This is a genomic window from Aeromonas sp. R4-3, assembly GCF_040908275.1.
Classification (GTDB): Bacteria; Pseudomonadota; Gammaproteobacteria; order Enterobacterales; family Aeromonadaceae; genus Aeromonas; species Aeromonas rivipollensis.
In genome coordinates, this window is sequence record NZ_JBFODK010000023.1 from 41,350 (window position 1) to 59,867 (window position 18,518).

An 18,518-nucleotide genomic window follows, 5' to 3' on the forward strand; every position below is an offset into this window, starting at 1 on the left:
CATTTCTTGTCCTTGGAGGGGCCTTGGCCCCTCTTTGCTTTTATAGGGATGGATCAGTCGCGACGGCAGAGGCGGCGCCAGAGCGCCAGCGGCAGCAGCCAGAGCAGGTTGACAGTGCCGCCCCCGCTGCTGTCCGCGGTGTTGAAGTGGATGATGCCGTCATCCGGCGGGGCGATGGGCTCACCACACTGGGCGCCGATGCGTTGGCTGATGCTCCAGCCGTTGATGCGCCCCTGCTTGCCCGGCTTGCTGTCCACCACTTCCAGGGTCCAGCGACCGGCCAGCGGCTCTCCCACCAGGGGAGTGAAGGGTTGCAGGGGTAGCAGCTCGGTGGGGAAGACCCCTTTGAGCCGTGGCAACGGGCTGTACCCCTTGTCCCAGATCTGGATGCGGGTACCTGAGGGGGAGTTGAGCCAGATCTCCAGCTCATCCAGGGCCTGGTGCTGCAAGTCCAGGTTCAGTTGCAGGCGATCGCTCACCCGGGCGTCGCTTTTTTCCAGCACCAGGCTGGTTTCGCTGATGCCGCGCACCTCCTCGCTCTGGGCATCCTTGAGGGCCAGCGGCTGGCCGTTGGCCCGGCTGATGACGGGGGTGCCTATGGGCAGGGTCAGCGACTGCTGCCACTGACGCTCGGTCGGGCTGGTGCCGCTCATGGCGAGGCTCACCGGCAGGCTCACCTCGTCGCCACAGGCCAGCGGGCTGGTGGCCAGCAGCCGCAGGGTGGCGATGGTGCTGGCGCCGGCCGCCAGTGTGGTCGCTGACCAGGCCAGGGGATCGGCCTGCAAGCCGGCGGGCAGGGACAGGGTCAGGGCGTTGAGGGTCACCGGGGCGCTGCCGGGGTTGCTCAGGTTCAGCTGCACCGACTGGCGCTGATCCAGCACAAGGGCGCTGCCCTCGGCCAGGGCGACGTTGACGGGCGCCTGCAACAGGCCGTGCTGGCGGAAGGCCTGCTCCAGCAGTCGGGCATAGGAGCGCGCCGGGTAGAGCCGGGCCGCCGTGTCCACCGTGATGCGGGCCAGCTGCGGCATGCGGATGGCGGGGCCCAGCCCGAAGTGGGATTCGATGATGACGCGATCGAACTCGTCCCTCACCCCTTCCCCGTGCTCGGCCACCGACGCCAGCAGGGCCTGGAACAGCTGGGTGCCCCACAGCTGATCCCCATTGCTGCCGTTGATGGTGCGGTGAGCCGGGTAGTTGTAGTCCGGGTGGTAGCGGGCCCGAGCATCGTCCAGCTGGCGCGGGGCGCGGTCGGTGAAACGGGCATCCCAGTTGAACACAATGGCGGGCTCGAACTGGCGGCCCGCCTCGCTGCGCTGGCGATGGCTGGCGGCCAGGAAGTCGCCGAAGCCCTCGCCGATGGCGCCCCAGTCACCCTCTTCCCCGAGATCCGGCACTATGTGGTGCTGCACGCCGTGGCCGAACTCGTGCCAGATGACCATGGGATCCTCGGCATCGGGGACACCGCTGCGACCCAGCTCCAGCCTGCGCTCGAACGGATCGTAGAGAGAGTTGTCCTGATAGCCTGCGTCCGTGTCGATGTCGAGGGCGCCGGGGATGAGGTCGGTGAAGCCGAGCGCCTTGAGGTGGCGCTGGGCCAAGTCCAGGTGGTAGTAGGCGTTGATGTCGGCAAAGCCCGGATCGTCCCGGGTCAGGCGAAAGGCCTGCTGGTTGTCTGCCCCGTAGGGGGCAGTAGTGGGCTCGATGGCATCCACCACTCGAGCATGGGGGCCGCTCAGCACATAGTCAGTGCCCAGCAGGCTGACCGGCAGTTCCACCTTGTCCTGATAGGCGGCATCCGCCAGCACCAGGGCCTCATGCCAGATCAGGCTGGCGTCTTGCAGCTGGGTGCGGGGATCGGGATCGAACACCCGTGCCAGGACGCGCTGATCCCCCGCCTCTGGGGTGCGCACCGCCTGGGTGCTTGCCTGATCCCCCCAGCGGCCAAGTTCGCGATCGCCGTCGCAACTGGCAAACAGCTGGACTCGGCTGGCCTTGGCATTGCCCGCCTTGTGCTCGCTCACCCGCTGGCGCAGGGCCGGCACCAGGGTGTCGCCGTCACGCCAGTACCAGGCTTCGACCTGTCCCAGCGGTGCTATCTGGCTGCCGTCGGCGCGCAGCTGGTCCAGCAGGGGATCCAGGCTGGTGCTGGCATCGCAGCCGGGCGCTGCGCTCTGCAGGGGGCGCAGATTGTGATAGAGGCGCCAGGGTCTGCCGGCGCTGTCTATGCTGACGGCGGCCTGGGTGGTGGCCACCGGCAGGCCGTTGACCAGCATGCGGAAGCTGTAATGGTGGCCGAGCAGGCTGGCCCTGTCGTAGTCGGGGGCGAGCGTGACGCCCAGGCGCTGCTCCAGCCAGGCCTGGGGCGTGGTGGTCAGGGGTTCTTCATCGACAAACTGCAGCTCGGCCGCCAGCAGGGGCTGGGAGAGCAGGGTTGCCGCCAGCCAGAGGGCCAGGGAGGAGGGTTTCATGGGTGACTCCAAAACAGAAAAGGTGAATGCGGACATCAGTGACGGACCCCCGCCAGGGAGAGCAGGAAGGCATACTCCCGGGCCGCGCGCAGCTCGGCCGTGCGGGGATTGGCCAGGTGGCCCCCCTCGAGTTCGGTGTGCAGCAGATAGGGTCCGGCCCCTGAGCTGTGGGCCCGCAGGCGGGCCAGCCACTTGAGGGGCTCCCAGTAGGGCACCTGGCTGTCGTGCAGCCCGGCCGTCACATAGAGGGGCGGGTAGGGGGCCGCGTGCAGGTTGTCGTAGGGGCTCAGGCGGCGCATGGCCGCATAGTCGGCCGGGATGGCCGGATTGCCCCACTCCCCGTACTCCTGGCGGGTGAGGGGCAGTTCGGGATCCTGCATGGTGCCGATCAGGTCGACGAAGGGCACCTGCAGCACGGCCCCGGCGAAGCGGGTCGGCGCCTGATTGAGGGCCGCCGCTACCAAGAGACCGCCGGCGCTGCCGCCCATGGCGAACAGCCGGGCGGGATCGATGGCGGGATCCCGGGCCAGGCTCTCTGCCACCGCCAGGAAATCGTCCACGCTGTGTTGCTTCTGCTGGCCGCGACCCTCCTTGTACCACGTCTCTCCCAGCAGACCGCCGCCGCGCACATGGGCGATGGCGTAGACGAAGCCGCGATCCAGCAGGCTCAGCACCTGGGGCTGGTAGTAGGGGCGCATGGGGGTGCCGTAGGCGCCATAGCCGTAGAGCAGCAGTGCCTTGGGTGCCTGAATGCCCTTGCGCCACACCAGGGAGACCGGCACCCGGACGCCGTCCCGGCCGACCACCCAGCGCCGCTCGCTCCGGTAGGGAGAGGAGGAGGCAGCCTGCCCCTGGCTCCAGGTGCCGGAGGCCAGATCCAGCCAGCGCTGGTGCGGCGCCTCGGCCATGCCCTGGCGGCGGATCAGGATCTGCTGGCTGGCGGGATCATGGGCACCCTGGATCCAGGCCGTGCCGGCCCCTTCGGTGAGCGCCAGGCTGTGGGTCAGCTTGCCGCCTGCATCCAGCACATTGAGCCAGTCGTCCCCGGCCTTGCGGTATTGCAGCACGGTGTGGTGGGCAAACAGGCGCCACTTCTCGAGCTCACGGCCCTCGCCTGACCAGAGGGGTTGCCAGGGCCCGCTCGCTACCTGAGCCAGGCTGGGCGCCTGATAAAGACCCATGGCCCCGTCCCGGTTGCTCTTGACAAGCACCCTGTCCCCCTGGGTATCCAGGTAGTACTCGAGCCCGCGCTCACGGGGCTTGAGCAGGGTAGGACCGCCCTCATCCAGCAGGTATTGCTCCGAGCTGTCGTGGTTGTTGCTCTGCAAGATGAGGTGACGCTTGTCCGTGGTGCGATAGAGGCTGAGCAGCCAGGCGGGATCGGCCTCCTGGTGCACCAGCGCCTCCTTGCCTGCCTGCCAGGCCCACAGTTGCCAGGGGCGCAGGGTGTGGCGCTCGTTGGCGACCGTATAGAGGGTCTTGCCATCCAGGCTCCAGAGCAGATCGCTGGCGCGGTGTGGCAAAGAGGCGAGCGTCTCGCCGCTCGCCAGATCCAGCAAGGTGATGCGGTAGTCCCTGTCCCCTCGGTGGTCTTCGGCCAGGGCCAGCAGGCGGCCATCCGGGTGCAGGGCCCAGGCGGCAACCTCGTAGTAACCCTGATCGGGCTGACGAGGGGCCAGCCGCTGGCGGGGGGCCGAGCCTGCGTCGCTGCGCTGCCACAGGCTGCCGTCCGCCGCCATGCGCCACTGGCTGCCGGCCTCGGTCAGCCACTCCTCTGGCAGGGGCTCGCCCCGCTCCCGGGCCTGCCACTCGGCTTGCAGTGTCTTCGCAAGCGGCTGCTGGCCGGCGAGCTGCTGTTCGGTCCAGCGGTTCTGCTCGCGCAGCAGCGTTAGCAGCTCGGGGGAGCGGCGACTGTCGTCACGCCAGCCGCCATAGGGATCGAGGCGGGCTATCTCCCCCTTCATCAGCTGTGGGCGCTCGGGGATAAGGGGCGCGGCCTCCTGGGTTGCCTCAGGAAGCGGGGCGGCAGGGGCCGGGGTGGCCAGCAGGCTGGCCAGTAGAAGCAGGCTGTGCATCAGATCCCCACGAAGGTGTAGCGCAGGCTGGCACTGAAGGTGCGGCCGCTCTGGGTGAAGAGTCCGGCATCGGTACCGGTTTCCAGCCCGGCCACATCCTGATAGCGGGTGTAGCGGGTGTCGAACAGGTTATCGAGCTTGAGGTTGACCTTGAGTGCATCGGTGATCAGCCAGTCCGCCGTCATGGCGAGGCTGAACCAGCCCGCGCTGGTGAGGCAGGCATCCTGGCGCTTGGTCAGGCTGTTGCCGCAGCTGGGCACCCTGTCCATGGCGGCGGCGTAGTCCGCCTGCACCCCCAGGCTCCAGTCATGGGTCTGGTAGCTCAGGCGGGTGTTGCACTCGAGAGGGGTGAGGGTGCGCAGCGCCTCGCCCTGGCTGTCTTGCCCGTCGACCCAGCCGAGCTTGGTGGCCAGCTCCCACTCCTGGGTCAGCCAGTAGCTGGCGGCGATTTCCGCCCCCCAGGTCTCGGCCTTGGCCACGTTGCGGTACTGGCGCAGTATGACGCCATCGCTCAGGCGCAGCCCCACCTCGCGCCAGTCGATGAAGTTGTAGTAACGGTTGTAGAAGAGGGCCGGCTTGATGCTCCAGCTCTCCCCCTCGCCACTCAAACCCCACTCGAAGCTGTGGCTGGTCTCCTCCTTCAGATCCGTGTTGGCGATGATCTGGAACGGCGGCAGGGCGAAGTAGTGGGGGATGTTGCCGTACACCTTGTCGTAGGAGGGGGCCCGAAAACCGTTGGCATAGCTGAGCCAGCTGCGCCACTGCTCGTTGACGCGGTAGCTGGTGGCCAGGCTCGGGGAGAGATGCCAGCTGTGGTTTTCGCCCTGATTGCCATCTTGCGGGCGCAGCCACTGGTGATCCATGCGCAAGGTGGGGGTGAATTGCCACCGGCCCAGGGTGGCCACGTCGCCGAGCCAGACCCCTGCCCGGTCGGTGCGGGCACTGCTGAAGGGCTCGGACTGGCTGGGCTGGGGCACGCCCGCCTCCAGGCTCAGCTTCTCCACCGGCCGCTCGTGGCGGGTACGCTCCAGCTCGACGCCGTAGCTCAGCTTGTGGGCAAGGTCGCCGGTGACGAGATCCCGGCGCACGTCCAGCTCGCTGCCGACGCGGTCTTCGGTGAAGGTGGAGAGCTCTCGCTCGCTGCGGTAGCGGGGATAGCCGCTCAGCAGGTCGTTTTGCAGCAGGCTGCGCTTGTTGGCGCTGTTCTTGGAGTGGTTGCCATAGAGGCTCCAGGTGAACTGATCCGCCAGCAGGCTGCCGAGATCGCTCGCCTCCCAGCCAAGTTTGCCCCCCTGGGTGCGCTGGCTGCCCTGCTCGTGGTATTGGCGCACCTGCCACTTGCCGTCGGGCTGGGGTACTTCGCGCGGTCCCTGATCCCGCTGCGCATTGTCCTCGAAGTAGTCGAGCTCGAGGCGCAGCAGGTGGTGATCGCTTAACGGGAAGCGGGAGCTGGTGGAGGCGCTGAGGCCGTCCAGATCCGCCGGGATGCGGCTCTCGTCATAGTTGGCGGTCTCGTGCCCCTGCCAGCCGGAGACCCGCAGCAGGTGCTCGCTATCCAGCACCCGGGCGGCGCCGGTGGCGCTCAGCTTCTGCTTGTCGCTGCTGCCGTCCTGCAACACCTTGCTGCCGAGATAGGCATCCTGCCCCTGCAGGTAGTCCTCCGGCTGCTTGGTGGAGATGACTATGGTGCCGCCGATGGCGTCGGAGCCATGCAGGGAGGAGCCGGCCCCCTTGGCGACCTCGATCTGCTTGACGTCATCGAGATCGAAACTGAAGCGGCCCACCTTGTCGTTGAGGTCATCGGCGCCGAAGCCGTCGCTGACCCGCACCCCATCCTTGATGATGAGCACCCGGTTGCCGCCCATGCCACGGATGATGATGTTTTGCGGCCGACCGGCGGAGCCGGTCACCGAGACCCCGGGTTCGTTCTTGAACACGTCGGTGAGTTCGGTGGCGACCTGGCGATCCAGCTCTTCTTCCGTGATGACTGTGATGGAGCCGGAGACATCGGAGAGCTTCTGCTCGATGCGCTGCCCCTTGACCACTATGGTCTCGTGGGCCCTGGGTTCGGGATCTGTCCCGGCGGGATCGCTGGCGGCCAGGGCTGTACCGGACAGCAGCATGGGCCAGTAGTGAAGCAGTGTTTTCATTGTTGATAATGATTTTTATTTAAGCCTGAAGGGCGCGGATTATTGCAGATGAATCCCTCCGCATCAACGATTGATAATCATTATCATCTTTGTTTTATGATCTTGATCGGACTGAGGTTTTTTGAGAGATGAATCAGTAGTTGCAGGGCATACGTTTGCGAATGGCACTGGCCGGTGGAGGGGAAGAGGGCGTCCCGACTGGATCTCGAGACAATAAAAAGCCCGCCGAGAAGGCGGGCCGATTGGATCCATCAGAGCACCTAGGGGGTGCGATAGAAGCGGTTGAGTTCGTTCATCACCTGGATCATGGCGCCCATGTCCGGGGTGCCGTGCTTGATGGGGCGATAGGTATTGCGATCCAGCAGCTCGAAGTCACCCTGCTTGTTGAACTGGGTGATGGTGTTGTCCTGATAGATGGCAAAGTCATTCTGATCGCCGGCCAGCAGCCAGTTGCGCGGGCTGGTGTCAAACAGGCTGCGCCCCGTGCTGTAGTCGCGAGGGGGGTTGCGTACCCCCAGCATGCCCTTCATCAGGGTCGGCACCAGATCCAGGTGGCTGCTTGCCTGCTCCTGTGGCTGGCTCTCGACACCGGGCCAGGCGAGCACCAAAGGAACCTGCACCTGATAGGGAGAGTAGTTGCTGCCATAGCCCCAGCTGTTGCTCTGGGTTTCGTTGAACTCCTGGCCGTGATTGGAGGTGATGACGACTATGGTCTGCTCGCTCAGTCCCTGCTGCTGCAGCCGGGAGAGCATCTGCTCCAGCAATTGATCGGTGTAGAACACCGAGTTCTTGTAGCGATTCTCCAGCTTTTGCAGGTTCTCGGGTCTATAGGCGGTGGCCGGGTTGAACCGGGTCAGCTCGGGCTGGAAGGGGCCCTTGAGGCTGGCGGGCACCTGATAATCGCCCGGGCTCGAGAGATAGACCAGAGAGAACCAAGGTCTGTCCGCGGTGCGGGTGCCAAGCCACTGCTGCCAGTCGCCGATGAGGCGAGTGTCATCACTCTGGCGGGAGACAAACACCTGCTTGCGCAGGCCGGCGAGCAGGCTCTGCTGATATTGCTTGGCGTCTTCCAGCGCACCGAACAGGCCGAACTGGTAGTCCTGGCGCAGCATCTCGTCGAACAGCACCGGCGGGCGCTTGTCGGCACGGATGTCGCCATAGTAGTGGCCGGGCAGCCCGTAGAAGAGGCCGAACATCCCCATGGCGTCATCGTTGCCGCCACTCATGTGGCGTCTGTAGTTGAGGTGCTGATCCGCATAGCGCTGCAGATTGGGCATGTTGATGTTGTTGAGCATGTCGGCCCGCAGGGAGTCGACCACCACCACCAGCAGGTTCTTGTGCTCGCTCGGCGCGCTCACGCTGAGGGGGCGCAGGGGATAGAGCAGGCGATGCTCGGCGCTGCCCTGGTTCTCGGCCTTCTTCTCATACTGCTCGAGATCGAGCCAGCCATGCTTGGCCAGGAAGCTTCGGGCTGTCATGGGATAGGAGAGCGGGAAGTTGGCGCGCTGCATGGTGATGGGCTGATACAGGGTCGCATCGGCCCAGCTGTTGACCAGGTGAGTCAGCATGAAGCAGACCAGCAGGGCCAGCCCCACCTGATTGCCGTACTGGCGACGCTTGCGCTTGTTGATCTTGCGCCACACATAGGCCGACAGCAGCAATTGCAGCAGGAAGATGGTGGGCACGGCGACGAAGATGATGCTCCAGATAGAGCCCTCTTCGGTCTGGGCCTGATCCAGCAGCAGTTGCCACACCTGACCATTCAAGTGGAACTTGAACAGCTGGAAGACCTGGGTATCGATGAGCAGCAGCACCTGCGCCAGGGTGGCGATGATGGCCGAAATGAAGCGCAGGGGCTTCTCCCTGGGCAGCACGAAGCTCAAGGGGAAGACGGTCAGCAGATAGGTGACGAAGCTCAGGAACGAGAAATGACCTATCCAGCTGATGATGAGATAGGTGACCCCGAGCGTGGTCGATGGCCAGCTGATGGAACCCAGATAGCGGGTCGCGATCAGCATGGCCAGGATGATGTTGAAGAAGGAGAACCAATGCCCCCAGGTGATCAGGCGAGAGACGTTATCACGATAGGGGTTGCCGGTTTCGACCATAATGATCCATCTGCTTGAAAAACATCAAAGAATGCGAAGAAACTCAGTGAGCATCGTGGCGATGATCCACCGAGGCGGTGAGCGCCTGGATGTACTTCTCGGTGATCGCCTGACGCTGGGCCGGGGCCATACCGTTGATGATGTTGGTGGTCAGGTTGCCAAGCACCATGAGACTGAGATCCACCGGCGCCTTGTGTTTCTCCAGGGCGGTGATCAGGTCGTTCATCAGGGCGTCAAACTGCTCGTTATTGTACTTTGATACGATGGGCATAATCTTGGGTTCATCTCGGTTCAAAGCGCCTTATAATACTTCACCCTTTCGGCTAACACTATGGCTTTGTGACATGAGTCTCGATATCGACAAGATCATTCTTCACTCCCTGCGCGCCGGCAATGACGGTCAGCCGCACGCCGATACCCGCAGTCAGACTCTGCCTGCCGATGAGGCGGTGCAAGGGCTGATGGCAGAACTGCATCGCATCTACAACGGCAAGGGTGGCAAGGGCTTCGGTTTCTTTGCCGACCCGGAAGCCGCCGTCGCCGAGCTGGCAGAAGGTGAAGAGGCTCCCAAGCAGCCGTCTCCGGCCTTTCGCATCGCCCTCGAACAGCTGCTTGGCGAGCAGACCGAATTCGTCCCTTTCTCTATCACCCTGACCCAGATGCTGGTCAAGCAGCTGGTGGAGCACGCCCTGGACGAGCAGGGCGTGCTGCTGATTGCCAAATACAACTATGTCGGGGTCGATTATCTGATGATTGCCCTGCTGGAGGGCAAGGAGAGCGTCACCGTCAGCGAGGCACTGGACCTGCGTCACATCCATTATCTGGATATCGGCAAACTCAACCTGGTGGCCCGCATCGATCTGACCGAATGGAAAACCCAGCCTGATTCTCGCCGTTATATCACCTTCAGCAAGGGGCGGGTCGGTCGCAAGCTGGGGGACTTTTTCATGGACTTGCTGGGTGCCCGCGAGGGCATGGATGCCAAGGTACAAAATAAAGGCTTGCTGCAGGCGGTGGACGATTACTGCGACAGCCGCCAGCTCGAACCCGCCGAGCGCAATGATTACAAGAAGCAGGTCTTCAAATATTGCACCGAGCAGGCGAGCGCTGGTGAAGAGATCGAAATCAAGGAGCTGTCGGCGGAATTGCCTGGCGATGGCGATCTCGATTTTTACAGCTTCATCGGCCAGGAATACGAGCTGGAAGATCGCTTCCCGGCCGATCGCTCCACCCTGCGCGGCCTGACCAAGTTTGTCGGCTCGGGTGGCGGCCTGACCCTCAGCTTCGAGCAGAAATTGCTGAACAGCCGGGTCTTCTACGATCCCCAGACGGACACCCTGACCATACGTGGCGTGCCGCCCAACCTCAAGGATCAGCTGTTGCGTCAGTCATAATGTGATCCAGTCACCATTTCTGGCAAAAAGGCACCGGAGTTCGCTCCGGTGCCTTTTTATTTAAGGGGGAGATGAACCTGGAATCCGGCTTGGTACTTTTGTTAACACATTAAACAAAATAATGGAGTTGAAAGGGTTTTCAATGGGGTGAAACCCCTTTCAATGGTGTAAATTTATTTCTTTTTGGTAATTAAATTTCCATGCAAGGCCAAAAATATGACGATAAATCCCGATAAGTCGCTGAAATAAGAAAATGTTTTCATAACTTTCTGGAAGAAAATACGTAATTGCATTTCAAAAATGCGAGGCGTGTCATGTGAGGCGTTGCAGGCTTGGGATAATATTCATCTCGCACACAATGCTCTTACAGCGCGGAACTAATACAAGGAAAGGCTCATGAAAAAGAAATTGCTGTCATCCCTGATCGGTCTGGCTACCCTGGGTGTGGCTTGTTCAGCCACTGCTGCGATTGACGAAGGCCAGCTGACCATCTGGATCAACGGTGACAAGGGCTACAACGGCCTGGCCGAAGTAGGCAAGAAGTTTGAAGCCGAGACCGGCATCAAGGTGACCGTCGCGCACCCGGACCAGGTAGAAGTGAAGTTCCAGCAAGCCGCCGCCACCGGCAACGGCCCGGACATCTTCTTCTGGGCTCACGACCGTTACGGTGAGTGGGTCAAGGCCGGTCTGCTGGTGCCAGTGACGCCGAACGCCGCCACCAAGGCCAAGTTCGAGCAGTTCGCCTGGGATGCCATGGCAGTCGATGGCAAGACCTATGGCTACCCGGTCGCGGTCGAAGCCGTCAGCCTGATTTACAACAAGGATCTGTTGCCCAACCCGCCCAAGACCTTCGAAGAGATCGCCAAGATCGACGAAGAGCTGAAGAAGAGTGGCAAGCGCGCCATCATGTGGGCCTATGACACCCCCTACTTCAGCTACCCCCTGGTGGCTGCCAACGGTGGTTATGCCTTCAAGAAGACCGCTACCGGTTATGACGTGAAAGACACCGGCGTGAACAACGCAGGCGCCAAGGCCGGTGTGGGCTACATCTCCGAGATGATCAAGTCCGGTCACCTGGAGAAGGGCATCGACTACGGTGTCATGGATGCCAAGTTCAACAAGGGCGAAGTGGCCATGATGATCAACGGTCCCTGGGCCTGGAGCAACCTGGACAAGAGCGGCATCAAGTACGGCGTAGCGCCGCTGCCGACCCTGAACGGCAAGCCGGCCAAAGCCTTCGTTGGCGTACTGGGTGCCACCATCAACGCCGCCAGCCCGAACAAGGATCTGGCCATCGAGTTCCTGGAAAACTACCTGCTGACCGACGCCGGTCTGGCACCGGTGAACGCCGACAAGCCGCTGGGCGCCGTGGCACTGAAGTCCTTCCAGAAGACGCTGGAATCCGATGCCAACATCAAGGCGACCATGCAGAACGCCCAGAATGGCGAGCCGATGCCGTCCGTGCCTGAGATGAGCCGTTTCTGGTCTTCCTTCGAAACAGCCCTCAAGAACGTCACCTCTGGCCGTCAGAGCGTTGACGAAGCCCTGGATACCGCTGCCAAGCGCATCGTCCAGTAAGCTAGCACCAGGGAGGCCTTCGGGCCTCCCACTCTCTCCAATCTCTCTTGGCGCAATAAAGGTTAATTGGCATGGAAGTTGTACCTTCTATCGAATCCTATGCCGGTCCGAAGAAAGACAAGTACGTCTGGCTGAAGTGGACCATGGCGGCACTGATTGCAGTGCTTAATGGTTATGCGGCCGTGATGATGTATGCCAGCGGCGAGTGGGTGTTTGCCCTGCTCGATCTGGTGGTCGTTTCTGTCGGTCTCTATGTCTTCATGAACAAGAAGACCTATGCCCACCGCTATATCTTCCCCGGTGTGGCAGGCATGGTTGTTTTTATCATCTTCCCTCTTGCCTACACGATCGGCATCGCCTTCACCAACTACTCGGGTGCCAACCTGCTCTCTCTCGAGCAGGCACGGGATTTCCATCTGAAAAAAATCTATAAGGTGACTGGCGGTGAATTCGATTTCACCCTCCTGGGTGGTGAGAACAATCAGTTTCAGCTGCTGCTGCAACAGGACGACCAATCCTTTATCAGTCAACCCCTTACCCTGCTGAACAACAAGGCGCGTACCCTGGCCGTCCGTGAAGGACGGGTCCGTGACGAGCCACAGGTTGTTCAGCTGCAACCCCTGAACGGGGAAGCGCTCGACCAGGCGGCACCCATACGTGCCATCGTCGATCACCGCACTCACCTGAGTGCCCTGGATCTGGTACTGCCGGATGGCAACATCCACCTGACCCTGAGCAGCCTGCGCAAGTTTGCGGCGCAAAAGCCGCTGTATACCCAGCTGGTTGACGGGGCCGTGCTCAAGCAGTCCGGTGTCGTTATCAAGGACGGCAACCTGCTGCGGGACAACCAGAACGGCGAGCTGATGCTGCCGAACCCGGACACCGGCTTCTATCAGTACATAGATACTGACGGTCACTTCGTCGGCAAGGGCATGGCCCCTGGCTTCGTGGTGAGCGTGGGCTGGAAGAACTTCGTCCGCATCATGACAGACCCGGGCATCCAGGGTCCCTTCATGCAGATCTTCGTCTGGACGGTGATCTTCTCCGCCTGCTCCGTGGCCTTCACCCTGGCTATCGGCATGGTGATGGCCTGTCTGGTGCAGTGGGAGCAGCTCAGGGGGCGCGGTTTCTACCGGGTCATGCTGATCCTGCCCTATGCGATACCGGCGTTCATCTCCATCCTGGTGTTCAAGGGCTTGTTCAACCAGAACTTCGGCGAGATCAACCTGTTCCTGGAAGCGGCGTTCGGCATCAAGCCGGACTGGTACACCACCCCCTTCCTGGCCAAGGTGATGATCCTCATCGTCAACACCTGGCTCGGCTACCCCTACATGATGATCCTCTGCATGGGGCTGCTCAAGGCCATCCCGGAAGATCTCTATGAGGCGTCTGCCATGGACGGTGCGGGTCCGGTACAGAACTTCTTCAAGATCACAGTGCCGCTCCTGATGAAGCCGCTGACCCCCCTGTTGATTGCATCCTTTGCCTTCAACTTCAACAACTTCGTGCTTATCCAGTTGTTGACCAACGGGGCGCCGGACATCATAGGGGCCAGTACCCCGGCCGGGACCACGGATCTGCTGGTGAACTACACCTACCGGATCGCGTTCCAGGGCTCGGGTGGTCAGGACTACGGTCTGGCCAGTGCCATCGCCACCGCCATCTTCCTGATCGTCGGCGCGCTTGCACTGCTCAACCTGAAATTGTCCAAAGCGGACAAGCTGTAAGGAGGCTTCTCAATGGCTATCGTACAACCCAAATCAGTGAAATACCGGGTGTGGGCAACCCACCTGGTCATGTGGGGCTTCCTGGCGCTGATCATCTTCCCGGTGATCATGGTTATCGCCATCTCGTTCCGTAACGGCAACTTCTCGGTGGGGGAGATAATCCCCTCCAACCCGACCCTGGATCACTGGAAGCTGGCGCTTGGCATGTCCATCACCAACGCCGATGGCAGCATAACGCCACCGCCGTTCCCTGTGCTGACCTGGCTGTGGAACTCCATCAAGATCGCGGGCATCACGGCCCTGATGATAGTGGTGCTCTCCACCACCTGTGCCTATGCGTTTGCCCGTCTGCGGTTCCGTGGCAAGCAGACCATATTGCAGGGGATGCTGATCTTCCAGATGTTCCCGGCGGTGCTTGCACTGGTGGCCATCTATGCGCTGTTCAACAAGATTGGCGACTACATCCCCTGGCTGGGTCTGAACACCCACGGTGGCCTGATCCTGGCCTACATGGGCGGCATAGCGCTGCATGTCTGGACCATCAAGGGCTACTTCGAGACCATAGACTCTTCCCTGGAAGAGGCGGCGGCCATCGATGGGGCGACCCCCTGGCAGGCATTCAGGTTGATCCTGCTGCCCCTGTCGGTGCCCATACTGGCGGTGGTCTTCATTCTGGCCTTCATCGGTTCCATCACCGAGGTGCCCGTGGCCTCCATCCTGCTGCAGGATGTGAACAACCTGACCCTGGCGGTCGGTGCCCAGCAATACCTCTATCCGCAGAACTATCTGTGGGGTGACTTCGCCGCAGCCGCCGTGCTGTCCGGCCTGCCCATCACAGTGGTGTTCCTCATGGCACAGCGCTGGCTGGTGGGTGGTCTCACTGCGGGCGGTGTGAAAGGTTAAGGTTTTAATGGCCGGGGGAGTGCTCCCCCGACTATCACGATTTGCACAGATTTCAGAGCGGAGCTCGTCATGGCTGAAGTAGTACTCAACAACGTTCGCAAAAACTACGATCCGGCTGTCCACAAGGACACGCTGCGCAACATCAACCTGGCTATCAAGGAAGGGGAGTTCATCGTCTTCGTCGGCCCGTCCGGTTGTGGCAAGTCCACCCTGCTGCGGATGATCGCAGGGCTGGAGGACATCACCAGCGGTGAGCTGACCATAGGCGGTCGTTACATGAACGACGTGCCGCCGGTGGAGCGCAACGTCGGCATGGTGTTCCAGTCCTATGCTCTCTACCCGCACATGAACATCTACGAGAACATGGCCTTCGGCCTCAAGCTCAAGAAGATGGACAAGGAGAACATCCACAAGCGGGTGATGCGTGCCGCCGAGATCCTGGGTCTCGAACCCCTGCTGGACAGAAAGCCCAAGGCGCTCTCCGGCGGTCAGCGCCAGCGGGTGGCCATAGGTCGCTCCATAGTGCAGCAACCCCAGGTGTTCCTGTTTGACGAACCCTTGTCCAACCTGGATGCCGCCCTGCGGGTCAAGATGCGCATCGAGATCGCCAAGCTGCACAAGGAGCTCAACTCCACCATCATCTACGTGACCCACGATCAGGTGGAGGCCATGACCCTGGCCAACCGCATCGTGGTGCTGAGCCCGCTCAAGGGCGAGGCGACCACCAACCTGGAGCAGTTCGGCACGCCGCTCGAGCTCTACCACAACCCGGACAACAAGTTCGTGGCGGGCTTCATCGGCTCACCCAAGATGAACTTCCTGGCGGGGGAGCTGCTGGAGATAGGCGAGCAGGAGTGCGTGGTCAAGCTGACTTCCGGCGACACAGTGCGTGCCCGGGTCGATGCCCGCAGCGGCGCTGTCGGTGACAAGGTGGAGCTGGGCATTCGTCCCGAGCACCTGGTGCCGCTGGATCACGCCCACGCCGACAGCAAGGTGAGCGGCATAGTCCAGGTGGCAGAGCACCTGGGGGCCGAGTCCTTCGTCTACATGGACGTGGATGGCCACGACTTTACCGTCAAGGCCAGCTCAGACGTGGACGTGGCCACGGGTCAGGAGTACAGCGTCGGCATTCCGGCCGAGGCCTGCTACCTGTTCGATGTCAAGGAGCAGGCGTTCCCCCGTACCGCCAGATATATCCGCACCTGATGGTGTTGCAGTGCAGGTTTCCATAGTATTCAATGCCTTTTTGCCGGTCGAATGACCGGCTTTTTATTGCCTGCCCTGTGGGAAACCGGGCGGGCGGGGTGACGGGGTGAAGGCTTAGAGCTCGGCGGTGATGTCGGGTACGAAGGTCTGGCTGGCCAGGGGCGGGCGCTCATAGCCCTCGGTCTTGATGGGGGGCAGCTTGATGGGCTCGTAGTGGATAGCCTCGTAGGGCACCTTGCCGAGCAGGTGGGCGATGCAGTTGAGGCGGGCGCGGCGCTTGTCGTCGGCATCGACCACGAACCAGGGGCTGTCCTCGGTATCCGTGTAGGTGAACATGTCATCCTTGGCGCGGGAGTACTCCACCCAGCGGGAACGGGACTGCAAGTCCATGGGGCTGAATTTCCAGCGCTTGATGGGGGTGTTGATGCGCTCCTTGAAGCGCTTCTCCTGCTCTTCATCACTGACCGAGAACCAGTACTTGATGAGGGTGATGCCAGAGCGAGTCAGCATCCGCTCGAACTCGGGGCAGGCACGCAGAAACTCGCGGTATTCGGCGTCGGTGCAAAAGCCCATCACCCGCTCCACCCCGGCCCTGTTGTACCAGGAGCGATCGAACAGCACCATCTCGCCTGCCGACGGGAGGTGGGCGGCATAGCGCTGGAAGTACCATTGGGTGCGCTCCCGGTCCGAGGGGGCGGGCAGGGCGGTGACCCGGCAGACCCGGGGGTTGAGGGGCTCGGTGATCGCCTTGATGACGCCCCCCTTGCCGGCGGCATCGCGCCCCTCGAACAGCACCACCACCTTTAGCCCCTCCTGCTTGACCCACTCCTGCAGCTTGACCAGCTCCTCCTGCAGGTGAGTGAGGTGGTGTTCATAGGTCTTTTTGTCCAGGCGCGGGCGTTTCTTGCTCTTTTCCTTCGGCATGATCTTCTCCTGTTTGAGTCCTTTCTGTGCGTCACCCCAGCTTGCACCAGGGAGGCGCCACTGCCAAGGCCGGCGTGTTACACTGCCGCCTCATCAGCCGCTGGCAATAGCAAAAACATCAAGCCCTTTATGGCGATTTGCACTGCCGTCTCATCATCGGCAGCTGGCAACAGGAGATAACATGAAGCATTTTATGGAGATAGCGGGCCGCCGCATGGCCTATCTGGACGAGGGGCAGGGCCCTGTGCTGCTCTTTGGCCACAGCTACCTGTGGGACAGTGCCATGTGGGCACCGCAAGTCGAGGCGCTCAAGAGTAGCTATCGCTGCATAGTGCCCGAGCTCTGGGGCCACGGGGATTCCGACTCTTTGCCGGAAGGCCCTTGCTCCCTTGAAACCCTGGCCCGGGATCACCTGGCCCTGCTCGATGCCCTCGACATAGAGGAGTGCGTGCTGGTGGGGCTCTCCATTGGCGGCATGTGGGGCGTGGAGCTGGTCAGGATGGCCCCGGCGCGGCTCAAGGGTGTGGTGCTGATGGACACCTTCGTTGGCTGGGAGCCCCAGATCCCCTGTGAGCGCTACCTCGGCATGCTGGCCATGATAGAGCAGCTTGGCAGTCTGCCGGCCCCCGTCATCGATCAGGTGGCACCGCTCTTCTTTGCCCATGAGCCGGATCCCGCCCTGATGAGCGGCTTCAAGGCACGCCTCGCCAGCTGGCCAGCGGATCAGGTGGCGAGCCTGGTGGCGGTGGGGCGCAGCTTCGTGACCCGGGAGGATCGCATCGAGTGGCTCGAAGAGATGAAAGTGCCGAGCCTGGTGATGACCGGCTGCGAGGACAAGGCGCGCCCTGTGCTGGAGGGCTATCTGATGGCGGAGGCGCTGGCCTGCCCCTTCAAGGAGATCCCGGCCGCGGGCCACATCTCGACCCTGGAGAACCCCGAGTTCGTCAACCGGACCCTGGCCGAGTTTCTGGCCACCCTGTGATGGCCCCTTGCCGCGCGCCAGTCACATCAAGCAAGAAGGGAGCCATGGGCTCCCTTCTTGCTGGTTGGCGGTGGGGTTACCAGATGTAACCCACGGCGAAGCCGGCGTAGAGCTCCCCCTTGTGCTGGACTATGGGGCTGTCCGCGATGTCGTCGTCGTAGAGCTCGTAGTTGGCGGCAAACATGCCGATCCAGTGGGGGCTGAAACGGTAGCTGGTGATGATGGCCGCCATGGGTGAGAGGGTGGTGCCCGTGTCCCATTCTGGGCGCAGCCCCGTGGCCTCGCCCCCCGAGACGCCGCCAAAGTAGTAGTTCGCCATCTTGTCGCTGCGGATCATCATCCCCATGCCGGGCATGATGAGCAGCCTGTCCCGCAATATGGGGAAGTCGGCCCACAGCAGCAGCTCCTGGCCGTTGCTGCGCCCGGTCACGTCCGTGCTGAGGCGGGTGCTGAGCAGGGCATAGGGGGTGATGAGGCTGGCGCCTATGCCCCCTTCCAGCTCCCACTTGCGCTCCTCCATGCCAGCCAGCTCGGGGGCATCGTCGGGATCCAGGTTGCCAAAGCGCATCCTGCCGTAACCGTAGGCGGCGAAACTGTCATCCTTGTGAAAGTAGTAGCGGGCCCTGTCCCCGAGGAACATGAACTGCTCGCCGAAGTAGATGAAACCCGGTATTGCGAGGGCTGTGTCATCCTGGCCCTGATAGCGGGCATCGCCACCGATGACGGCGCCACCCAGCACCAGTCCCTTGGGTACCGGGCTGGTGGGGCTGTCCTGCACGAAGATATCGAGGGAGCCGAGATCGACCTCGGCCCGGGCCGGGGTCGCGAACAGCAGGGTCAGGAGCGCGCCAAGCGCGGCGCTGTGCAGGGGGCGAACAGGGGACATGGACTGATCCTTCAGAGTCGGGGCTGGCAGAGCATACTGCCGATGGCCTTGTCAGTGAAGCCTGTTTTTATTTTAAATTCAAGTCGATAGCGTCGTTGTGCTGAAGCTGGATTCAGG

Annotated in this window: 13 protein-coding genes; 6 read left to right on the forward strand and 7 right to left on the reverse strand. The window is 62.3% G+C overall.

Annotated elements, in window-relative coordinates; genetic code table 11:
* Nucleotides 1–53: 53 nt before the first annotated feature.
* From AB5Y91_RS06405 to AB5Y91_RS06425, 5 genes are all read right to left on the reverse strand, one after another.
* Nucleotides 54–2,468: a proprotein convertase P-domain-containing protein gene (locus AB5Y91_RS06405; protein ID WP_368169330.1), complete on the reverse strand. Its 2,415-nt coding sequence runs from the start codon at nucleotides 2,466–2,468 to the stop codon at nucleotides 54–56.
* Nucleotides 2,469–2,503: 35 nt separating this feature from the next.
* Nucleotides 2,504–4,543: a prolyl oligopeptidase family serine peptidase gene (locus tag AB5Y91_RS06410; protein WP_368169331.1), complete on the reverse strand. Its 2,040-nt coding sequence runs from the start codon at nucleotides 4,541–4,543 to the stop codon at nucleotides 2,504–2,506.
* Nucleotides 4,543–6,693 (reverse strand): TonB-dependent hemoglobin/transferrin/lactoferrin family receptor, encoded by a 2,151-nt coding sequence (locus tag AB5Y91_RS06415; RefSeq protein WP_368169332.1) that lies wholly within the window; start codon nucleotides 6,691–6,693, stop codon nucleotides 4,543–4,545. The genes AB5Y91_RS06410 and AB5Y91_RS06415 overlap by 1 nt, the downstream gene beginning before the upstream one ends.
* Nucleotides 6,694–6,953: 260 nt before the next feature.
* Nucleotides 6,954–8,801, reverse strand: coding sequence for a DUF3413 domain-containing protein (locus AB5Y91_RS06420; RefSeq protein ID WP_106887279.1), 1,848 nt, complete (start codon nucleotides 8,799–8,801; stop codon nucleotides 6,954–6,956).
* Between the two features lie 43 nt (nucleotides 8,802–8,844).
* Nucleotides 8,845–9,072, reverse strand: coding sequence for a DUF1414 domain-containing protein (locus AB5Y91_RS06425; RefSeq protein WP_011705556.1), 228 nt, complete (start codon nucleotides 9,070–9,072; stop codon nucleotides 8,845–8,847).
* Nucleotides 9,073–9,145: 73 nt separating this feature from the next.
* Here AB5Y91_RS06425 and yejK point away from each other — a divergent pair, with 73 nt between their 5' ends.
* The 5 genes from yejK (at nucleotide 9,146) to AB5Y91_RS06450 (ending at nucleotide 15,609) form a co-directional block, all read left to right on the forward strand.
* The gene (gene yejK / locus AB5Y91_RS06430; RefSeq protein WP_162627363.1) at nucleotides 9,146–10,195 is read left to right on the forward strand and encodes a nucleoid-associated protein YejK; all 1,050 of its coding nucleotides are present in this window, start codon (nucleotides 9,146–9,148) and stop codon (nucleotides 10,193–10,195) included.
* Nucleotides 10,196–10,591: 396 nt separating this feature from the next.
* Nucleotides 10,592–11,773, forward strand: a complete 1,182-nt coding sequence (gene malE / locus AB5Y91_RS06435) for a maltose/maltodextrin ABC transporter substrate-binding protein MalE (RefSeq protein WP_106887277.1) — start codon at nucleotides 10,592–10,594, stop codon at nucleotides 11,771–11,773.
* Between the two features lie 71 nt (nucleotides 11,774–11,844).
* Nucleotides 11,845–13,500 (forward strand): maltose ABC transporter permease MalF, encoded by a 1,656-nt coding sequence (gene malF, locus AB5Y91_RS06440; protein ID WP_163157044.1) that lies wholly within the window; start codon nucleotides 11,845–11,847, stop codon nucleotides 13,498–13,500.
* Nucleotides 13,501–13,512: 12 nt separating this feature from the next.
* Nucleotides 13,513–14,403, forward strand: a complete 891-nt coding sequence (malG, locus tag AB5Y91_RS06445) for a maltose ABC transporter permease MalG (RefSeq protein ID WP_025326477.1) — start codon at nucleotides 13,513–13,515, stop codon at nucleotides 14,401–14,403.
* Nucleotides 14,404–14,472: 69 nt separating this feature from the next.
* Complete coding sequence (locus tag AB5Y91_RS06450; RefSeq protein WP_111912768.1) at nucleotides 14,473–15,609, forward strand: ABC transporter ATP-binding protein; 1,137 nt, start codon at nucleotides 14,473–14,475, stop codon at nucleotides 15,607–15,609.
* Nucleotides 15,610–15,723: 114 nt separating this feature from the next.
* On the opposite strand, the gene ppk2 is transcribed toward AB5Y91_RS06450, so the two are convergent.
* Nucleotides 15,724–16,533: a polyphosphate kinase 2 gene (ppk2, locus tag AB5Y91_RS06455; RefSeq protein ID WP_139750749.1), complete on the reverse strand. Its 810-nt coding sequence runs from the start codon at nucleotides 16,531–16,533 to the stop codon at nucleotides 15,724–15,726.
* A gap of 181 nt (nucleotides 16,534–16,714) precedes the next feature.
* On the opposite strand from ppk2, the gene AB5Y91_RS06460 reads away from it, so the two are divergent.
* A complete protein-coding gene (locus AB5Y91_RS06460; protein ID WP_368169333.1) occupies nucleotides 16,715–17,515 on the forward strand; it encodes an alpha/beta fold hydrolase in 801 nt (266 codons plus the stop codon).
* A 76-nt stretch (nucleotides 17,516–17,591) separates the two neighbouring features.
* On the opposite strand, the gene AB5Y91_RS06465 is transcribed toward AB5Y91_RS06460, so the two are convergent.
* Nucleotides 17,592–18,401: a MipA/OmpV family protein gene (locus AB5Y91_RS06465; RefSeq protein WP_139746226.1), complete on the reverse strand. Its 810-nt coding sequence runs from the start codon at nucleotides 18,399–18,401 to the stop codon at nucleotides 17,592–17,594.
* Between the last annotated feature and the right edge of the window lie 117 nt (nucleotides 18,402–18,518).

Bases quoted from the DNA above. Each gene is read 5' to 3' on its own strand.
- AB5Y91_RS06405 (WP_368169330.1), bottom strand. From the start codon at position 2,468: ATGAAACCCTCCTCCCTGGCCCTCTGGCTGGCGGCAACCCTGCTCTCC.
- AB5Y91_RS06410 (WP_368169331.1), bottom strand. From the start codon at position 4,543: ATGCACAGCCTGCTTCTACTGGCCAGCCTGCTGGCCACCCCGGCCCCT.
- AB5Y91_RS06415 (WP_368169332.1), bottom strand. From the start codon at position 6,693: ATGAAAACACTGCTTCACTACTGGCCCATGCTGCTGTCCGGTACAGCC.
- AB5Y91_RS06420 (WP_106887279.1), bottom strand. From the start codon at position 8,801: ATGGTCGAAACCGGCAACCCCTATCGTGATAACGTCTCTCGCCTGATC.
- AB5Y91_RS06425 (WP_011705556.1), bottom strand. From the start codon at position 9,072: ATGCCCATCGTATCAAAGTACAATAACGAGCAGTTTGACGCCCTGATG.
- yejK (WP_162627363.1), top strand. From the start codon at position 9,146: ATGAGTCTCGATATCGACAAGATCATTCTTCACTCCCTGCGCGCCGGC.
- malE (WP_106887277.1), top strand. From the start codon at position 10,592: ATGAAAAAGAAATTGCTGTCATCCCTGATCGGTCTGGCTACCCTGGGT.
- malF (WP_163157044.1), top strand. From the start codon at position 11,845: ATGGAAGTTGTACCTTCTATCGAATCCTATGCCGGTCCGAAGAAAGAC.
- malG (WP_025326477.1), top strand. From the start codon at position 13,513: ATGGCTATCGTACAACCCAAATCAGTGAAATACCGGGTGTGGGCAACC.
- AB5Y91_RS06450 (WP_111912768.1), top strand. From the start codon at position 14,473: ATGGCTGAAGTAGTACTCAACAACGTTCGCAAAAACTACGATCCGGCT.
- ppk2 (WP_139750749.1), bottom strand. From the start codon at position 16,533: ATGCCGAAGGAAAAGAGCAAGAAACGCCCGCGCCTGGACAAAAAGACC.
- AB5Y91_RS06460 (WP_368169333.1), top strand. From the start codon at position 16,715: ATGAAGCATTTTATGGAGATAGCGGGCCGCCGCATGGCCTATCTGGAC.
- AB5Y91_RS06465 (WP_139746226.1), bottom strand. From the start codon at position 18,401: ATGTCCCCTGTTCGCCCCCTGCACAGCGCCGCGCTTGGCGCGCTCCTG.